Raw genomic sequence first — 18,336 nt, 5'->3', positions numbered from 1 at the left:
CTGAGCCCATCGGCGGCGAAGCGCAGGATCGTGCCTTCGTGCATGGCGAGCTCGCCGCTGCCCAGGGCGCGGTTGTTGCCGACAGCCAGGCGGCCCTGCTTGAGATCGGTGCCGCCGCTGTAGGTGTTCTCGCCGGTGAGGGTGAGGGTTGCGGACCCGGTCTTGATCAAGGCGCCCCCGCCGCTGACGGTGCCGGTCGCCGCAAGGTCGTTGTAGGTCTGCACGGTACCGCCGCCTGCCGCGAGGTTGATGCCTCGCGCAGTGGCGAAGGCACCGGTGCTGCGCAGGGTGCCGCCATTGAAGTTCAGCGCCGCTGATGCATTCCCCAGGTTGGCATCGGCCGAGACGGCCAGCGCCCCGGCATCGAGCCGGGTGTCCCCGGTGTAGGTGTTGATGCCGGTCAACGTGAGCGTGCCGGCACCGGTCTTGGTCAATGAACCGTCGCCGCTGAGGATGCCGATGGCCGTGAGATCGGCATCCGTCTGCAAGGTACCGCCGCTCGCGCCGAGGATGACGTTTCGTGCGGTGGTGAAGGCGCCGGTGGTGCGCAGGGTGCCCCCATCGAGCGTCAGCCCGCCCGACCCTCGGCCCAGGTTCTGGTCTCCGGAGACGGCCAGCGTGCCTGCCGTGACAGTGGTGCCGCCCCAATAGGTGTTGGCGCCGCTGAGCGTCAAGGTGCCGCCCCCCGTCTTGACGAGGGTCCCCCGGCCGCTGATGACGCCGTTCGCCGTGAGATCGGCATCGGTCTGCAGGGTGACGTCGCCTCTCCCGAAATCGATGCTTCGCCCCATGGTGAAGGCGCCGGTGGTGCGCAGTGTGGTGCCGCCGTCGAGATTGAGCGCGGCCGAAGCATCACCGAGGTTCTGGTCCGCGGAGATGGACAGAGTACCCCCCAGGACGGTGGTACCGCCGCCGTAGGTGTTGGCGCCGGTGAGGGTCAAGGTGCCGCTGCCGGTCTTGATCAACTCGCCGCTCCCTGAGATCGAGCCCGTCGCGGTCAGGTCCGCGTCGGTCCGAAGGGTGCCTCCGGGACTCCCGATGTAGATGGCACGCGGGGTGGTGAGGGCCGCAGTGTTCCGCAGCGTGCCGCCCCAGAAGTCCAGCGAGCCTGAAGCCGCGCCCAGGTTCTGGTCTGAGGAGATGGCCAGCGCCCCCTGCCAGATCTCGGTGCCGCCGCTGTAGCTGTTGGCGCCGGAGAGCGTGAGCGTACCGCCGCCTGACTTGCTCACGTAACCGCTGCCACTGATGGCTTGGTTGACGACCCCAGCGCTTTGCTGATCGAAGAGAAGGGCGCCATTGTTGACAATGCCGCTGCCGCTGCCGACTCCGGCCGCGTCGGTGAACAAAGCCGCACCGGGGTTGATCGTCGTTGTTCCGGTGTACGTGTTGGCTGCGCGATAGCCGACGGTGCCATCGATCGTGACGCTGTCGCCGTCGATGACCCCGGCCAGCGTCAGTCGGCTGTTGTAGCTGCTGATCGTGTTGGTGCCTCCTGCGCTCAATGTGATCCCGCCCCGCAGCAAGCCTTGCCCGACGCTGTCGGTCAGCGTCCCTCCGTTCAGGTTGATGTGTTGCGCCACTCCATACATTCCGCCAAGGTCCAGAGTGCCGCCGGTGTTGACGCGGGCAGTGGCGCTGTTTGCCCCGAGCGCATAGAAGCTGTTATTCAGACGCAGCGTGCCCGCATTGACCGTGACGAATCCGGTGTTCTGGTTGTCTCGGGTCAGAGTGAGGGTTCCGGTGCCGACCTTGATCAGTTCGCCGCTTCCGGAAAATATGCCGTTGAAGGTGGTGTTGCTGTTGTCGCCGCCCACTGTCAGCGTGCCGGTACCCAGCGTGACGAAGCCATAGCCCGCCACGCTGCCGATGGCCTGGTTGTAGTTGTTCAGGTCCAGAACGACGCCGCCACCGAGCGTCACCGCACTGGCCGCGCTGAAGGCATTCGCCGCCCCGGCTCGCAGCGTGCCTGCGCCGACAGTCGTCGCGCCGGTGTAGGTGTTGGTACCGGCGAACGTCAAGGCGCCGGCACCGGTCTTGATCACGCCGCCCGTCCCCGAAATGGAGCCGGTGGAACTCAGGTCGGCATCGGTTTGGAAGGTGCCTCCGGCATTGCCGACCGTGATGGCACGCGCAGTCGTGATCGCCGCGGTGTTCTGCAGCGTGCCGCCATCGAGGGTCAGCGTGCCCGACGCCGCGCCGAGGTTCTGGTCTGCGGAGATCGACAGCGTGCCGCCGGTGACGGTGGTGCCGCCGCTGTAGGTGTTGGCGCCCGAGAGCACCAGGCGACCAGCGCCGCTCTTGGTGACGCCGATGCTGCCCGCGTCGGTGCCGATCCCGCCCGAGCCGGTCTGGTCAGCGATGGCGTCGGCGATGGTCTGCGTGGCGCCAGCGCCGGGCACGAAGGCGAGCGCGCTGTTCGTACCCTGCATGAAGATGCCGGAACCGAAGGCCGAGCCGGCTTGCGCACCATTGCCGCCGCTCGCGCCGCCCGTCACGTTGTTGCCGCGCACCTCGGTGTTGCCGGTCAAAGTGAGCGAGCCACCGTCCATGACGAAGATGGCACCGCCCATGCCTGCGCCGCCGCCACCGCCGCCGCCTCTAAGACTTCCGCCATTGCCTCCGCCGAAACCGCCAGCACCGGTAATCCCCCCGCCAGAAGCGCCGCCGGCGCCGCCACCGCCAAAGCCCCCTGCCCCCCCCCAAGTGCTGCCGCTGCCACCACCACCTCCAAATCCTCCGTCTCCTCCGTGATCGGGCCCCCAGACGCCACCGCCGCCGCCACCGCCGCCCCAGCCACCGCTTCCACCATTGGTGCCTGCAGATAAACCAATGAAACCGCCTCCACCACCACCGCTGTAGAGGCCGCCGTCGCCGCCACTGCCTGCATTACCGCCGCCACCGGCGCCGCTATTCGGCCCTCCACCGTTCGCACCGCTGGCATCGTCGAACAAACCACCGCCGCCGCCGCCCCAGCCTGAGGGGAGAGCTCCATCACCATTGCCACCCATCCCACCACCGCCGCCAGTGCCGCTGTTGAGATCAAAATTGCCGCCGTTACCGCCGATCGCCCGGCTGTCGACGATCAGCACGTCGTTCAAGTTGGCCCCCGCCACGCTGCCCACGAACACCGCACCGCCTGCGCCCATGCCGCCGCCGGCTCCGGCGTTGCCCGGCCCACCCTGCCCCCCCTGGGCCAGCAGGTTCTGCATCGTCAGGCTATTGATCGTCGTGGCGCCCGAGCCGATGAAGAAGCCCCGGAACTGTCCGGCCCCGTCGAGCGCGAAGCCGTGGCCGTTGATGGTCACACTGCGCTCCACCACGGGCAGATGCGTGCTCAGCGTGATGGACCCGGTCAGATCGATGACCGCGTCAGTTCCCGCGATGCAGGCGGCCAACTCGGCAGTGCTGCCCGCGGTACACGCCTGGGCGGCAGGCATGCCGGCGCACAAGAGGGCGGCCGTCAGCGCGGAAGCCCTCGCGATGCCGCTGCGCTTGCCACGCGCACGGACGTTCTCCGGAGCGGCGACCCAGGCGCCTAGCGCGGGGTTCCAAAGGGTGCGATGCATCTTGTTCATTGGGGGGTTCACGGGTCGTTCGGGGGACCCACGCGCGCGATGCACACGTGGCGGGCAATGCCGCCTGAGCGGAGGCCGTGCGCTCCCGTCAAAAGGCCGAAAGCTCAGGCCGCAGTTCGTGAAACCCAGGGGGGAATCAGCAGCCGTGGAATCCTAGGAATTCGGGCCGTCCCGATGAGATGGAGGCGACAAAAAGCGAGAATTCATTCGGCGTCCGGCACGCTCGCTCCGGATACCGCCGCCTGCAGAATGAGAAAAGGGCACGCGATGCGTGCCCTTTCGAGTCCGGCAGACTTGCGCGAGATCTGCCTGACCGAGGCTACTGTTCGGCCAGCTCGTCGGCCCGCGCCTGCGCGGCGGCGAAGTCCAGGTCGCCCGAATAGATCGCGCGCCCGCAGATCACCCCCTCGATGCCGTCGGCCTCGACGGCGCAGAGCTTGTCGATGTCGGCCATGTTCGACAAGCCGCCCGAGGCAATCACCGGAATGGTGAGCGCTTGCGCGAGCTTGACGGTGGCGTCGATGTTGATGCCCGAAAGCATGCCGTCGCGGCCGATGTCGGTGTAGATGATCGACTCGACGCCGTAGTCCTCGAACTTCTTGCCCAGGTCCGCCACCTCGTGGCCGGTGAGCTTGCTCCAGCCATCGGTGGCGACCTTGCCGTCCTTGGCGTCGAGCCCCACGATGATGTGCCCGCCGAAGGCGCTGCACGCATCCTTCAGGAAGCCGGGGTTCTTGACCGCGGCGGTGCCGATGATCACGTAGCGCAGGCCGTCGTCGATGTAACGCTCGATCGTGTCCAGGTCGCGGATGCCACCGCCCAGCTGCACCGGGATGTCGTCGCCGACCTCGCGCAGGATCGCCTTGATCGCCGCGTGGTTCTGCGGCTTGCCAGCGAACGCGCCGTTCAAGTCGACCAGGTGCAGCCGCCGCGCGCCGGCCTCGATCCATCTGCGCGCCATGGCGGCCGGGTCTTCGCTGAAGGTGGTGGACTGGTCCATGTCGCCTTGCTTGAGGCGAACGCAGTGGCCATCCTTGAGATCGATCGCAGGAATAAGGAGCATGGTGCGGGATTTGCGCAGAGCGCGAGCGATGAAGCGCAGCGTGAAAACTGCTTCAGGGATTCCAGTGGAGAAAGTTTCTGTAGAGCTGCAACCCATGCTCCGCGCTCTTTTCGGGGTGGAACTGGGTCGCAAAAATATTATCGCGTGCGATGGCGGCGGTAAAGCGCTCGCCGTATTCCGCCTCGCCCGCGCTGTGGAGGGCATCGGCCGGCCGGGCGTAGAAGCTGTGCACGAAGTAGAAGTAGCTGCCGTCCGGCACCCCGGCCCACACCGGGTGCGGCCGGGTCTGCAGGACCTCGTTCCAGCCCATCTGCGGCACCTTGTAGCGGCTGCCGTCGGGCTGGGTACGCCCGGCCAGCTCGAACTTGAGCACCCGGCCCGGGATCAGGCCCAGGCCCTCGGTCGGGCCTTCGTCGCTCGCCGAGAGCAGCATCTGCATGCCGACGCAAACGCCGAAGAGCGGCTTGGAAGCGGCCGCCTCCAGCACCGATTCCTGCAGGCCGGAGTCGCGCAGCTCGCGCATGCAATCCGGCATGGCGCCCTGCCCCGGCAGCACCACGCGGGTGGCGCGGCGCACCACTTCGGGATCGGCGGTCACGAAGACCTCCACCCCGACCTGGTCGGCCGCATGCTGCACCGCCTGCGAAACGGAACGCAGGTTGCCCATGCCGTAGTCGACGACGGCGACGGTGTTCTTGCTGCTGTTCAGAGCGAGCCCTTGGTGGATGGAATGACGCCGGCCGAGCGCGGATCGAGCTCGAGCGCGGCCCGCAGCGCGCGCGCAAAGGCCTTGAAGACGGTCTCGCACTGGTGATGCGCATTGACGCCCTTGAGGTTGTCGATGTGCAGGGTGACGAAGGCGTGGTTGACGAAGCCGTGGAAAAACTCGTAGGTAAGCTGGCTGTCGAAGCCGCCGATCATGCCGCTGGTGAAGGGCACGTGCATGACCAGCCCCGGCCGGCCGGAGAAGTCGATCACCACGCGGCTCAGTGCTTCGTCCAGCGGCACGTAGGCGTGTCCGTAGCGGCGGATGCCCTTCTTGTCGCCGACCGCCTCGGCGACGGCCTGCCCCAGCGTGATACCCACGTCCTCCACGGTGTGATGGCCGTCGATGTGCAGGTCGCCCTGGCAGTCGATCTCGAGGTCGATCAGGCCATGGCGCGCGATCTGGTCGAGCATGTGGTCGAAGAAGCCGATGCCGGTGGAGAGCTTCGCGCGGCCGCTGCCGTCGAGGTTGAGCCGGACGGTGATCTTCGTCTCGGCCGTGTTGCGCGTGACGGAAGCGGTCCGCGCGCCGGCAGCGGCGGAGAAGACGGGTTCAGGGGCCGAGGGGGTGTTCATAGCGAGGCTTCGAGGGCCGCGATCATCCGGGCATTCTCGTCGACGGTTCCGACGGTCAGGCGCAGGCAGTTCGCGAGCAATGGGTGCATTTTAGAAACGTTCTTGATCAGCACCCCGCGCGCCTTCATGCCCTCGAAAGTCCTGGCGGCGTCGGGGACCCGCACCAGGATCATGTTGGCGTCGCTGGGCCAGGTCCTCACGCCGGGAAGGCGGGCCAGCGCCTCGACGATGCCGGCGCGCTCGGCGCGAATCCGGGCCGCCTGCTCCGCGAAAACCTCGGCATGCTCGAGCGCGAACAGCGCGCACTCGCAGTTCAGCACGCTGATGTTGTAGGGCGGTCGAACCTTGTCTACTTCGGCGATCAATGCCTGCGGCCCCATCAGGTAGCCCAGCCGCACGCCCGCCAGCCCGAACTTGCTGAGGGTGCGCATCAGCAGCACGTGGCCGTGGCGCGCGACGCGATCGATGTAGCTGCGCGCCGCGAAGGGCTGGTAGGCCTCGTCGATCACGACCAGGCCGCCCTGGGCGCCCTGGGTCTGGACGATCTTCTCGATCACGGCGTCGTCCCACAGGTTGGCGGTCGGGTTGTTGGGATAGGCGAGGTAGACGATGGCCGGCTTCTCGCGCTCGATGGCGGCGAGCATGGCGGCTTCATCGAGCTCGAAATCGGCGGTGAGCGGCACACCGACAAAGCGCAGGCCCTGGAGTCGGGCGCTCATCGCGTACATCACGAAGCCGGGCTCGGGTGCCAGCACGACGGCCCCCGGCAGGTCGCAGGCCATCGCCAGCAGCGAGATCAGCTCGTCCGAGCCGTTGCCGAGCATCAGCCCGAAGCCTTCGGGCAGGCCGGCATAGGCCGCGAGTGCGCGCTGCAGGTCGGCGCTGCGGGGGCCCGGATAACGGTTCAGCGCCAGCGCACCCAGGCGTTCGCCCAGCGCGGCCTGCAGGGCGGGCGGCAGGCCATAGGGGTTCTCCATGGCGTCGAGCTTGAGCAGCCCGCGCGCGTCCTGCACGGCGTAGGCATGCATGGACTGAACATCGGTGCGGATGCGGCCCAGGGCGCGGGCAGTGGCTTCGGAGGCAGGGGACATGGGGCTCAGGGGCAGCGGTAGCTGTTGCGAAGGGCGGCCGAGATCACCAGCTGCACGGGCATGTCGGCCTCGTAGCTGTCGGCGTTGCGTGTCAGTTCGGCCTGGTAGAGCGTTCGCGCCATCACAGGCTCGAGGCGGCGGCCGTTGACGCAGAACAGCGGCTTCTGGCCGGCACGCTGCTCCGCCTCGCTGGCTTCGCGCAAGCCTTCGACCACGCCGACCAGGTAGTAGTTGGCGTAGACCTGGCCGTCCTTCTCGTTGGCCTCGAGCATGCGCAATTCGCGAATGCTCATGGCCTGGCAAGCGGCAGCGGCCGCCAACAGGCCCAGGAGGGCGATGCAGCGGGCGGACCGAAGCACGGGATTCGCCATGCCGACCTCTCAGCGCAGGCGCATGCGGGCGGCCTCGGCGTGCGCCGGCAGGCCCTCCCCTTCGGCCAGGATCACGGCAATGCGGCCCAGCGGTTGCGCGCCCGCCTCGCTGACCTCGATCAGGCTGGAGCGCTTCTGGAAGTCGTAGACCCCCAGCGGCGAGCTGAAGCGCGCGGTGCCACTGGTGGGCAGCACGTGGTTGGGGCCGGCGCAATAGTCGCCCAGGCTCTCGCTGGTGTAGGCGCCGAGGAAGATCGCGCCCGCATGCCTGAGCAGCGGCTCCCAGCGGTGCGGCTCGCGGCTGCTGACCTCCAGGTGCTCGGGCGCGATGCGGTTGCTGATGGCGCAGGCTTCTTCCATGCTCTTCGTGTGGATCAGCGCGCCGCGGCCGTTGAGCGAGGCCGCGATGATCGCGGCACGCGGCATCGAGGGCAGCAGGCGGTCGATCTCTTGCTGCACCTGCTCGATGTAGGCGGCGTCGGGGCACAGCAGGATGCTTTGCGCGAGCTCGTCGTGCTCGGCCTGGCTGAACAGGTCCATCGCGACCCACTCGGGCGGCGTGCTGCCGTCGGCCAGCACCAGGATCTCGCTCGGGCCGGCGATCATGTCGATGCCCACCGTGCCGAACACGCGGCGCTTGGCGGCGGCCACGTAGGCATTGCCGGGGCCGGTGATCTTGTCGACCGCCGGGATCGTGGCGGTGCCGTAGGCCAGCGCGGCCACGGCCTGCGCGCCGCCGATGGTGAAGGCGCGCGTCACGCCGGCGACGTGGGCGGCAGCGAGCACCAGCGGGTTCTTCTCGCCGTTCGGCGTCGGCACCACCATGATGATCTCGCCGACGCCGGCCACGTGCGCCGGGATCGCATTCATGAGCACGCTCGAAGGGTAGGCCGCCTTGCCGCCCGGCACGTAGATGCCGACGCGGTCCAGCGGCGTGACTTTCTGGCCGAGCAGGGTGCCGTCGTCGTCGCGGTACTGCCAGCTCTCGCCGCTGGCCTTCTTCTGCGCCTCGTGGTAGCTCCTCACGCGGCTCGCGGCGGCTTCCAGCGCTTCGCGCTGGGCCACTGGCAGCGCGTCGAAGGCGGCGCGCAGCTCGCGGGCCTCGAGCTCCAATGCCTGGAGACTGTCGACGTCGAGCCGGTCGAAACGCCGCGTGTACTCGAGCACCGCCGCGTCGCCGCGCCGGCGCACGTCGGCCAGGATGTCGGCCACCACCTGCTCGATGGCGGCATCGGTGTCGGCCGACCAATGCAGCCGCGCCTGGAAGTCGGCTTCGAAACTGCTCGATGCGGTAGACAGGCGGACGGGTGTGGCTTTCACGTTCATCATCTCAGGCAGAGGGGATGGCGGAGGCGAAGGCGTCGATGATGTGCCGGATCGGCGCCTGCTTGAGCTTGAGCGCGGCCTGGTTGACCACCAGGCGCGCGCTGATGTCCATGATGCGCTCGACCTCGACCAGGTGATTCGCCTTGAGCGTGTTGCCGGTCGACACGAGATCGACGATGGCATCGGCCAGGCCGGTGAGCGGCGCCAGTTCCATGCTTCCGTAAAGCTTGATCAAGTCCACGTGCACGCCCTTGCTGGCGAAGAACTCGCGCGCCAGGCCGACGTACTTGGTCGCGACCTTGATGCGCGAGCCCTGCCGCACGGCCGAGGCGTAGTCGTAGTCGGCCCGAACCGCCACGCTCAGCCGGCAGGCGGCGATGCGCAGGTCCAGCGGCTGGTACAGGCCCTGGTTGCCGTGCTCGAGCAGCACGTCCAGCCCGGTCACGCCCAGGTCGGCGCCGCCGTACTGCACGTACGTGGGCACGTCCGAGGCGCGCACCAGGACCACGCGCACTTCGGGGCGGGAGGTCGCGAGGATCAGCTTGCGCGACTTCTCGGGGTCTTCGCTCACTTCGATGCCGGCTGCCGCCAGCAGCGGCAGGGTCTCGTCGAAGATGCGGCCCTTGGACAGCGCGAGCGTGATCACGGCTGGTACTCCGCAGCACCGGCCACGCGCTCGATATCGGCGCCCAGCCCGCGCAGCTTGCTTTCCATGCGGTCGTAGCCGCGGTCCAGGTGGTAGATGCGATCGACCAGGGTCTCGCCCTCGGCCACCAGGCCGGCGATCACCAGGCTGGCGGAGGCGCGCAGATCAGTGGCCATGACAGTCGCGCCGGAGAGCTGGTGCCCGCCCTCGATCACCGCCACCTTGCCGTCGGTCTGGATCTTGGCGCCCAGGCGCAGCATTTCGTCCACGTGCATGAAGCGGTTCTCGAAGATCGTCTCGGTCACGGTCGAGGTGCCGTCGGCGATCACGTTGAGCGCCATGAACTGGGCCTGCATGTCGGTCGGGAAGCCCGGGTATTCGGTGGTTCGAAAGCTCTGCGCCTTCAAGCGGCCCTGGCTGCGCACGCGAATGCCCTCTTCCACCGCGTCCACTTGCACGCCGGCTTCGCGCAGCTTCTCGATCACCGCATCGAGGTGGTCGGCACGGCCATGGCGCAGCAGCACCTCGCCGCCCGTGGCCGCCACGGCGCAGAGGAAGGTGCCGGCCTCGATGCGGTCGGCCACCACCCGATGGGTGCAGCCCTGGAGTTTCTCGACGCCCTGGATGCGGATGCGGCTGGTGCCGTGGCCTTCGATCTTCGCGCCCATCTCGATCAGCATCTCGGCCAGGTCCGCGATCTCGGGTTCCTGCGCGGCGTTCTCCAGCACGGTCTCGCCTTCGGCCAGGGCGGCGGCCATCAGGAAGTTCTCGGTGCCGGTGACGGTCACCATGTCGGTGGTGATGCGCGCACCGTGCAGGCGCCGGCCGCCGCCGGCGATGCTCGCCACCATGTAACCGTGCTCGACGACGATCTCGGCGCCCATGGCTTGCAGGCCCTTGATGTGCTGGTCGACCGGCCGCGAGCCGATGGCGCAGCCTCCGGGCAGGGAGACCCGGGCCTTGCCGAAACGGGCCAGCAGCGGCCCCAGCGCAAGCACCGAGGCCCGCATCGTCTTCACCAGTTCGTAGGGCGCCTCGGGGGTGTGCAGCGGGCCGGCGTCGAGGCGCACCGTGCCGCCGTCGTCGCGCTCGGCCGCCACGCCCATGTTGCGCAGCAGCTTGAGCATGGTCGTGACGTCGTTGAGGCGCGGCACGTTGTGCAGCGTGACGGGACGATCGCTCAGGAGCGCCGCGCAGAGCTCCGGCAGGGCTGCGTTCTTCGCGCCGGAAACGAGCACCTCGCCGCGGAGCTGGCGCCCGCCGCGAATCAGAAGTTTGTCCATGAAAGATCCAGCGAGCGAACTAGGTGTTTTGAGCCGCCCATTCGGCGGGCGTGAAGGTCTTCATCGAGAGCGCGTGCACTTCGTCCGTGTGCATTTTGGCACCGAGGGTGGCGTAGACGCGCTGGTGTCGCTGGATCGCGCGCTTGCCCTCGAACTCGGAGGACACGATGGTGGCATACCAGTGGCGGCCGTCGCCCTCGAGCGCGATGTGCTCGCAAGGCAGGCCGGCCTGGATGATGGATTGCAGTTCGTCGGCGGTCATGGCTTCAGCCTCGGATCTTGTAGCCGATGCGCAGGAGGTGGATGGCGACCGCACTGACCGCCATCCAGGCGCCGCCGACGATGGACAGGCTCACCCAGGGCGAGATGTCGCTGATGCCGAAGAAGCCGTAGCGGAAGCCGTCGATCATGTAGAAGAAGGGGTTCAGGTGGCTGACCGTCTGCCAGAAGGCCGGCAGCGAATGAATGGAATAGAACACGCCGGACAGGAAGGTCATGGGCATGATGAGGAAGTTCTGGAACACGGCCATCTGGTCGAACTTCTCGGCCCAGAGCCCGGCGATCAGGCCCAGTGTGCCGAGGATGGCCGCCCCCAGGAAGGCGAAGACCGCGATCCACACCGGCGCGACGAAGCCAGGCACGGCGAAAAAGGCCGTCACCGCGAACACGCCCAGCCCTACCACCAGCCCCCGGATGACGGAGGAACCCACGTAGGCGAGAAACCATCCCCAGTGCGACAGCGGCGTGAGCAGGATGAAGACCAGGTTGCCCATGATCTTGCTTTGGATGATCGAGGACGAGCTGTTCGCGAAGGCGTTCTGCAGCACGCTCATCATCACCAGGCCCGGCACGAGGAAAGCGGTATAGCTGACCGAGCCGTAGACCGTGACACGGCCTTCCAGCACATGGCCGAAGACCATCAGGTAGAGCAGCGCGGTGAGCACCGGCGCGCCCACGGTCTGGAAGCCGACCTTCCAGAAGCGCAGCGTTTCCTTGTAGAGGAGCGCGCGCCAGCCGAGCGCGTGGACCATCATCGGGTCACCTCCAGCGGCGTCTGCTCGCCCGCCATCAGGTCGATGAACACGTCCTCCAGATCGGCCTTGCGCATTTCGACATCTTCCACATCGAGGCCAGCCTCGCGGATCGCAGCCAGCAACTGCTCGACCTCGCGTGCGTTCTGCGCCGGCAACTGCACGATGCGGCCGGTGATGCGCGCGTTCCGAGCCAGTTCCCAGGGCAGCAGGCCATCGGTCTTGAAGCGCAGCACGTTGCTGGCGGCCGAACGCAGCAGCTCGCTGGTGCGGTCCAACGCGATCACCCGGCCCTGCTTGAGCATCGCGATGCGGTGACACAGCGCCTCGGCCTCTTCCAGGTAATGCGTGGTCAGCAGCACCGTGCTGCCCTGCTTGTTCAGCTTGGCGACGAACTGCCACAAGGTCTGGCGCAGCTCGACGTCGACGCCGGCCGTGGGCTCGTCCAGCACGATCACCGGCGGCTTGTGCACCAGCGCCTGGGCGACCAGCACCCGCCGCTTCATGCCGCCCGAGAGCTGGCGCATGTTGGCGTGGGCCTTGTCGGCCAGTCCCAGGCTGCTCAGCAGTTCGTCGATCCAGTCGTCGTTGTTCTTGATGCCGAAGTAGCCCGACTGGATGCGCAGCGACTCGCGCACGTTGAAGAAAGGGTCGAAGACCAGCTCCTGCGGCACCACGCCGAGCTGGCGGCGCGCCTGGCCGTAGTCGCGCTGGACGTCGAAGCCATGGACGCTGATGGCACCCGCGCTCGGCCTGGACAGCCCGGCCAGCATGCTGATCAGCGTGGTCTTGCCGGCGCCGTTGGGCCCCAGCAGACCGAAGAACTCGCCCTCCTCGATCTGGAACGTGACCCCGTCAACGGCACGCAGCCCGGGTTTCCCCAGGGCACGTTGCTGGCGCGAGGCAGGATAGGTCTTGGAGACCGATTGGAAGGAGATCGCAGGCATGGGAGCCCGCGATTTTAGGGCCCTGCCGCTTTTCCGCTTCCGGGCGGGACAAAGGCCTGCCGGCGCTCTGCGTCAGGTCGGCAAGTCAGGGCGCTGCAGGCAGAAGACCCGCCACGCCGTACAGCGATGCGAGCTCGCGCAGGCGCGGCGGCAGGCCCTTCACCGCAAAGCCGCGGCCCAGCGCGCTGGCTTCGCGCCGGCATTCGAGCAGCACCGCGAGCGCCGACGAATCGAACTGCGCGAGCGCGCTGGCATCGACGACCATCGACGAAGCAGCCTGTCCCGCGAGCCCCTGGCGCAGCATGAGCACGCAGGCCGGCGCCTCGTCGTGCGTGAGCTTGGGCGGCAGCACCAGCATCGGGCTTCGGCGTCTCAGCTCTTGCCGTTGCGCTTGTTGCGCTCTGCCAGCGTCGCGATCAGGCCGTCGATGCCCTTGGCATTGATCTCCTGGGCAAACTGGCTGCGGTAGGTATCGACCAGCCACACCCCCAGGACGTTGAGGTTGTAGATCTTCCAGCCGCCCGCCTCGCCGGGCGTCTTTTCGAGCCGGTAGTCGAGCTGCACCGGATCGCCGCTGCCGCGGACCTCCGTGCGCACCAGCACCTCCTTGTCGTCGGGGGAGCCGCGGAAGGGACGCACGGCGACGGTCTGATCGCTGACCTGGTCGAGCGCGCCGGCATAGGTGCGCACCAGCAGCTTCTTGAACTCTTCCTGCAGGCGCTTCTGCTGCTCCGGCGTGGCCTGCCGCCATGCCGGGCCGACGGCCGAGGCGGTCATGCGCTGGAAGTTGACGTTCGGCATGATCTTGGTGTCGACCAGGACCATGATCTTGTTGACGTCGCCGGCCTTGATCGACTTGTCGGCCTTGATGGTTTCGAGCACGTCGGTCGAGAGGCGCTTGACCAGCGCGTCCGGTGCCTCGTCGGCGGCATGGGCCGGCCGCACGAAGGCGGCGGCGCCCGCGAGCAGCAAGCCGGCCAGCATCAGGCGTCCAACGGAGCGTCGTTGCAGGATCTGATTCATCGATGGTTCCCTTATCGAAAGTTTCGAGTCATTGTGACCCGTGCGAATTGGAGCCGAGGCCTGTGAACGGAATTCCCGCGCCTGTGCAAAGCGCGCAACGGGATGCAAGCGCCGAAACGCACTCGAACACGGCCCGCCATCTCGACCGAGGTCAATTGCCGTCGTCCGGCAAGTCCCCGTCGTGCACCTCGTTCTTCCGGCGTTGCAGATACGCATCGCGCGTGAACGTGTACTTGTCGAGTGCCGCGTTGTCGAGGAGCTGGCTCGCGCGCAGGAAGTTCGAGCGGGTGTCGATCACGCGCAGGAAATAGAGCGAATTGCGCCAGGGGATGTCGTTGACCTGGTTGAGCAGGTCGCCCCGCCGATCGAGTGTCAGGGCGGCCGTGTCGCGGACCGTCGAAGAGCCCAGCAACGGCAGCACCACGTAGGGGCCGCTCGGCACGCCCCAGCGGCCCAGGGTCTGGCCGAAGTCTTCCGTGTGGCGATCGATACCGGCCTCGGTGGCGATGTCCAGCAGCCCGCCGAGCCCGAAGACGGTGTTGACGTTCACGCGCATGAAAGTCTGGGCGCTGTTCTCCAGCTTGAGCTGCAGCACGCTGTTGGCGAAGCTCCACACGTCGGACAGGTTGCCGAAGAAATTGTTGACGCCCGTGCGCACGAAGGAAGGCAAGACCCGGCGATAGGCGGTCGCCGCCGGAATCAGCAAGGCATCGTCGACGACGTCGTTGAAACGCATGACCTCGCGGTTCAGCGGCTCGAAGGGATCGGCCGGATTGGCCTTGGGCCCGGAGGCGCAGCCGGTGGCCAGCGCCAGCACCGCCATGGCGCCGAGGCCGCGCAGGGCCGGGGCGGTGCCGCGCAGCGCGCACCGCAGGTCGAGGGGAAATCGTGTTTTCATTTCTTGTTGCCGTTGCCCGCTGGCGTGCTGCCTTCCGACGCCTTGCTGTAGAGAAACTGCCCGATCAGGTTCTCCAGCACGACTGCCGACTGCGTCGCGGTGATCGTGTCGCCGGCTTGAAGGGTCTTCTCCTCAGCCCCCGCCTCGATGGCGACGTACTGCTCGCCGAGCAGTCCGCTGGTCAGGATCTTGAGGGAGCTGTCCTTGGGGAAACTGTAACGGCTCTGCAACGCCAAGGTGACGCTGGCCTGGAAATTCTTGTCGTCGAACGTGATCGATTCGACACGGCCGACCACCACGCCCGCGCTCTTGACGGCGGTCTGCGGCTTCAGCCCGCCGATGTTGTCGAAGCGTGCGGTGACGGAGTAGGTCTTCTGGAAGCTCAGGCTCAACAGGTTGGCGGACTGGAGCGCGAGGAACAGCAGCGCTGCCGCGCCGATGAGCACGAACAGGCCGACCCAGACGTCATTCTTGGAACGTTGCATGGAGTGCCCTTGTTTTCTACCTTGTTTGCTAGATGCTGAACATCATCGCGGTGAGCAGGAAGTCGAGCCCCAGTACCGCGAGCGATGCGACGACCACCGTGCGGGTGGTGGCACGCGACACGCCCTCGGGGGTCGCCTGGGCCTCGAAGCCCTGCAGCAGCGCGACGAACGTGACGGTGAAGCCGAAGACGATGCTCTTGACCACGCCGTTGCCCACGTCGCGCCAGACATCGACGCCGCTCTGCATCTGGCCCCAGAACGCGCCGGGGTCGACGCCGAGCATCAGCACGCCGACCACCCAGCCGCCGAGTACGCCGATCGCGCTGAACACCGCTGCCAGCAGCGGCATGGTGATCACGCCGGCCCAGAACCGCGGCGCCAGGATGCGCTGCACCGGGTCGACCGCCATCATTTCCATGGCGCTGAGCTGCTCGCCGGCTTTCATGAGGCCGATCTCCGCGGTCAGCGAGGTTCCGGCACGGCCCGCGAAAAGGAGCGCCGAAACCACGGGACCCAGTTCGCGCACCAGGCTCAGCGCGACCAGCAGGCCCAGCGCTTCCGAGGAACCGTAGCGCTGCAGTGTGTAGTAGCCCTGCAGCCCCAGCACGAAGCCGACGAAGAGGCCCGAGACCGCGATGATGGCCAGCGAGTAGTTGCCGAGAAAATGGATCTGGTCGCGTACCAGGCCGAAGCGGCGCAGGCTGCGCGCGCCGCCCAGCGTGAGGCGCAGGAACAGGCGGGCGCCCAAGCCGAGATCGCCCAGCTTGGAGCGCACGGCGAATCCGAGGTCGGCCGGCCGGTACCAGCTCATCCCCGATCCCCATGTGCGTTGTTGCCGAAGTCCTCTTCCACATCGACGCCCGGATAGTGGAAGTGCACCGGCCCGTCGGGCAGCGCATTGACGAACTGATGGACCAGCGGATCGCTGCTCGCACGCACGTCCTGCGGCCTGCCCTGCGCGGCGATGCCGCCGTTGGCCAGGATGATCACGTGGTCGGCGATGCGGAAGGTCTCTTCCAGATCGTGCGACACCACCACGCTGGTCAACCCCAGCGTGTCGTTGAGCTGGCGGATCAGGCGCGCCGCGGTGCCCAGGGAAATCGGATCGAGGCCGGCGAAGGGCTCGTCGTACATGACCAAGTCGGGATCGAGCGCGATCGCCCGGGCCAGCGCCACGCGCCGGGCCATGCCGCCGGAGACTTCGCTCGGCATCAGCTGGCGTGCGCCGCGCAGGCCGACGGCGTCGAGCTTCATTAGCACGATGTCGCGCACCAGCGCCTCGGGCAGCCGCGTGTGCTCGCGAAGCGGAAAGGCGACGTTGTCGAATACGTTCATGTCGGTGAACAAGGCACCGAACTGGAACAGCATGCCCATGCGTCGGCGCGCGGCATAGAGCGCGTCGCTGCCCAGTTTGCCGATGTCCTGGCCATCGAACAGCACTTCGCCGCGCTGCGCGCGCACCTGGCCGCCGACCAGGCGCAGCACGGTGGTCTTGCCGCCGCCGGATGCACCCATGAGCGCCGTCACCTTGCCGCGCGGGACGGTGAAGGAGACGCCGTCGAGGATCGCGCGATCGCCGTAGCCGAAGCGGACATCGCGGAATTCAACCAGTGAGGACTCGGGTGGGTTCATGGACAACAGAAAAGCCGGGGCGCCTGAGGCATCCCCGGCTTGCGGTGGGCATCCATGATAAATGAAGCACAGGCCATGCCCGTGCACGAACCAAGGTGCTAATCGCGGCCCAACTCAACGCGGGAGGTCGCTGTAGCCCATCAGGAACTCGTCGACCGAACGCGCCGCCTGCCGCCCTTCGCGGATCGCCCACACCACCAGCGACTGCCCGCGGCGGATGTCGCCGGCGGCGAACACCTTGGGCACGTTGGTCGCGTAGCCGCCCACGAAGTCGACGCTGGCCTTGGCATTGCCGCGGGCGTCCTTCTCGACACCGAAGGCATCCAGCACGCCGGCGACCGGGCTCACGAAACCCATGGCCAGCAGCACCAGGTCGGCCTTCAGCATCGTCTCGGAGCCGGGGACCTCGACCATCTTGCCGTCCTTCCACTCGACGCGCACGGTCTTGAGCCCGGTGACCTTGCCCTTTTCGCCGATGAATTCCTTGGTGGAGATCGCGAACTCGCGCTCGCAGCCCTCCTCGTGGCTGGAGCTGGTGCGCAGCTTGTAGGGCCAGTACGGCCAGGTCAGCGGCCGGTTCTCTTCCTCCGGCGGCTGTGGCATCAGTTCGAACTGGGTGACGCTCGCCGCGCCATGCCGGTTGCTGGTGCCCACGCAGTCGGAACCGGTATCGCCGCCGCCGATCACGATCACGTGCTTGCCGTCCGCGCGGATTTGGCCCTTGACCTTGTCCCCCGCATTGACCTTGTTCTGCTGCGGCAGGAACTCCATCGCGAAATGGATGCCGTCGAGATCGCGGCCGGGCACCGGCAGGTCGCGCGACTGCTCGGCGCCGCCGGTGAGCAGCACGGCGTCGAACTCCTTGTCGAGCTGCTCGGGCGTCACCGTCTCCTTGGCCCAGTTGGTGACCTTGGAGCCCTTGCCCAGCGGGTCCTTCGCGGCCCCGACCACCACGCCGGTGCGGAACACCACACCTTCGGCCTTCATCTGCTCGACGCGCCGATCGATGTGCGTCTTCTCCATCTTGAAGTCTGGAATGCCGTAGCGCAGCAGGCCGCCGATGCGGTCGTTCTTCTCGAACAGGGTCACGTCGTGTCCGACGCGGGCGAGCTGCTGCGCGGCCGCCATGCCGGCCGGCCCCGAGCCCACCACGGCCACTTTTTTTCCGGTCTTGTGCCTGGCCGGGCGCGGGACGACCCATGCTTCCTGCCAGGCGCGGTCGATGATCGCGTGCTCGATGGACTTGATGCCGACGGGGTCGTCGTTGACATTGAGCACGCAGGCCGCCTCGCAGGGTGCAGGGCAGATGCGGCCGGTGAACTCGGGAAAGTTGTTGGTCGAGTCCAGCACCGCGAAGGCGCTCTGCCAGTCGTCGCGGTAGACCAAGTCGTTGAAGTCCGGAATGATGTTGTTGACCGGGCAGCCGCTGTTGCAGAAAGGCGTGCCGCAGTCCATGCAGCGCGCGCCCTGCACCTTGGCCTGCTGCGCATCGAGGCCGATGACGAATTCCTTGTAGTGCTTGACGCGCTCGGCGACGGGCTTGTAGCCCTCCTCGATGCGCTCGTGCTCCATGAAGCCGGTGATTTTTCCCATCGTGTTTTCCTGGTTCTGTTCTTCGTTCTCG

General features: G+C 67.4%; 19 protein-coding genes. All 19 read right to left on the bottom strand.

Features of this window, described 5'->3' with window-relative positions; all coding sequences use genetic code 11:
• On the bottom strand, positions 1-3,575 hold a 3,575-nt coding region (locus J2739_RS10105), incomplete at its 3' end, for an autotransporter-associated beta strand repeat-containing protein (RefSeq protein ID WP_309901066.1).
• Positions 3,576-3,894: 319 nt separating this feature from the next.
• A complete protein-coding gene (hisA, locus tag J2739_RS10100; protein ID WP_309901063.1) occupies positions 3,895-4,638 on the bottom strand; it encodes a 1-(5-phosphoribosyl)-5-[(5-phosphoribosylamino)methylideneamino]imidazole-4-carboxamide isomerase in 744 nt (247 codons plus the stop codon).
• Between the two features lie 52 nt (positions 4,639-4,690).
• Positions 4,691-5,347 (bottom strand): imidazole glycerol phosphate synthase subunit HisH, encoded by a 657-nt coding sequence (gene hisH, locus J2739_RS10095; RefSeq protein ID WP_309901116.1) that lies wholly within the window; start codon positions 5,345-5,347, stop codon positions 4,691-4,693.
• On the bottom strand, positions 5,344-5,979 hold the full coding sequence (gene hisB / locus J2739_RS10090) for an imidazoleglycerol-phosphate dehydratase HisB (RefSeq protein ID WP_309901061.1): 636 nt from the start codon (positions 5,977-5,979) through the stop codon (positions 5,344-5,346). The genes hisH and hisB overlap by 4 nt, the downstream gene beginning before the upstream one ends.
• Positions 5,976-7,070, bottom strand: a complete 1,095-nt coding sequence (gene hisC / locus J2739_RS10085) for a histidinol-phosphate transaminase (protein ID WP_309901059.1) — start codon at positions 7,068-7,070, stop codon at positions 5,976-5,978. Before hisC ends, hisB begins: the two co-directional genes overlap by 4 nt.
• Before the next feature lie 5 nt (positions 7,071-7,075).
• Positions 7,076-7,441: a hypothetical protein gene (locus J2739_RS10080; RefSeq protein WP_309901057.1), complete on the bottom strand. Its 366-nt coding sequence runs from the start codon at positions 7,439-7,441 to the stop codon at positions 7,076-7,078.
• A 9-nt stretch (positions 7,442-7,450) separates the two neighbouring features.
• A complete protein-coding gene (gene hisD, locus J2739_RS10075) occupies positions 7,451-8,767 on the bottom strand; it encodes a histidinol dehydrogenase (RefSeq protein WP_309901055.1) in 1,317 nt (438 codons plus the stop codon).
• A 4-nt stretch (positions 8,768-8,771) separates the two neighbouring features.
• Positions 8,772-9,413, bottom strand: a complete 642-nt coding sequence (gene hisG / locus J2739_RS10070) for an ATP phosphoribosyltransferase (protein WP_106555021.1) — start codon at positions 9,411-9,413, stop codon at positions 8,772-8,774.
• Positions 9,410-10,696, bottom strand: a complete 1,287-nt coding sequence (murA, locus tag J2739_RS10065; RefSeq protein WP_309901053.1) for a UDP-N-acetylglucosamine 1-carboxyvinyltransferase — start codon at positions 10,694-10,696, stop codon at positions 9,410-9,412. The genes hisG and murA overlap by 4 nt, the downstream gene beginning before the upstream one ends.
• A 19-nt stretch (positions 10,697-10,715) precedes the next feature.
• Entirely contained in the window at positions 10,716-10,958 is a 243-nt protein-coding gene (locus tag J2739_RS10060; RefSeq protein ID WP_309901052.1) for a BolA family protein, read from the bottom strand.
• Positions 10,959-10,962: 4 nt separating this feature from the next.
• On the bottom strand, positions 10,963-11,727 hold the full coding sequence (locus J2739_RS10055) for an ABC transporter permease (RefSeq protein WP_309901114.1): 765 nt from the start codon (positions 11,725-11,727) through the stop codon (positions 10,963-10,965).
• Positions 11,727-12,674, bottom strand: coding sequence for an ABC transporter ATP-binding protein (locus J2739_RS10050; protein ID WP_309901050.1), 948 nt, complete (start codon positions 12,672-12,674; stop codon positions 11,727-11,729). The genes J2739_RS10055 and J2739_RS10050 overlap by 1 nt, the downstream gene beginning before the upstream one ends.
• A gap of 85 nt (positions 12,675-12,759) precedes the next feature.
• A complete protein-coding gene (locus J2739_RS10045; RefSeq protein WP_106555025.1) occupies positions 12,760-13,032 on the bottom strand; it encodes an STAS domain-containing protein in 273 nt (90 codons plus the stop codon).
• Positions 13,033-13,046: 14 nt separating this feature from the next.
• Positions 13,047-13,658, bottom strand: coding sequence for an MlaC/ttg2D family ABC transporter substrate-binding protein (locus J2739_RS10040; protein ID WP_405053864.1), 612 nt, complete (start codon positions 13,656-13,658; stop codon positions 13,047-13,049).
• Between the two features lie 190 nt (positions 13,659-13,848).
• On the bottom strand, positions 13,849-14,595 hold the full coding sequence (locus tag J2739_RS10035) for an MlaA family lipoprotein (protein ID WP_405053857.1): 747 nt from the start codon (positions 14,593-14,595) through the stop codon (positions 13,849-13,851).
• Complete coding sequence (gene mlaD, locus J2739_RS10030; protein WP_309901047.1) at positions 14,592-15,080, bottom strand: outer membrane lipid asymmetry maintenance protein MlaD; 489 nt, start codon at positions 15,078-15,080, stop codon at positions 14,592-14,594. Before mlaD ends, J2739_RS10035 begins: the two co-directional genes overlap by 4 nt.
• A 28-nt stretch (positions 15,081-15,108) precedes the next feature.
• On the bottom strand, positions 15,109-15,891 hold the full coding sequence (mlaE, locus tag J2739_RS10025) for a lipid asymmetry maintenance ABC transporter permease subunit MlaE (RefSeq protein ID WP_309901045.1): 783 nt from the start codon (positions 15,889-15,891) through the stop codon (positions 15,109-15,111).
• Positions 15,888-16,712, bottom strand: coding sequence for an ABC transporter ATP-binding protein (locus J2739_RS10020; protein ID WP_309901043.1), 825 nt, complete (start codon positions 16,710-16,712; stop codon positions 15,888-15,890). Before J2739_RS10020 ends, mlaE begins: the two co-directional genes overlap by 4 nt.
• A gap of 114 nt (positions 16,713-16,826) precedes the next feature.
• Positions 16,827-18,305: a glutamate synthase subunit beta gene (locus J2739_RS10015; protein WP_309901041.1), complete on the bottom strand. Its 1,479-nt coding sequence runs from the start codon at positions 18,303-18,305 to the stop codon at positions 16,827-16,829.
• Positions 18,306-18,336 lie beyond the last annotated feature (31 nt).

It is taken from the genome of Variovorax soli (assembly GCF_031454625.1).
Taxonomy (GTDB): domain Bacteria; phylum Pseudomonadota; class Gammaproteobacteria; order Burkholderiales; family Burkholderiaceae_C; genus Variovorax; species Variovorax soli_A.
This window is presented reverse-complemented; position numbering and strand designations above follow the sequence as displayed.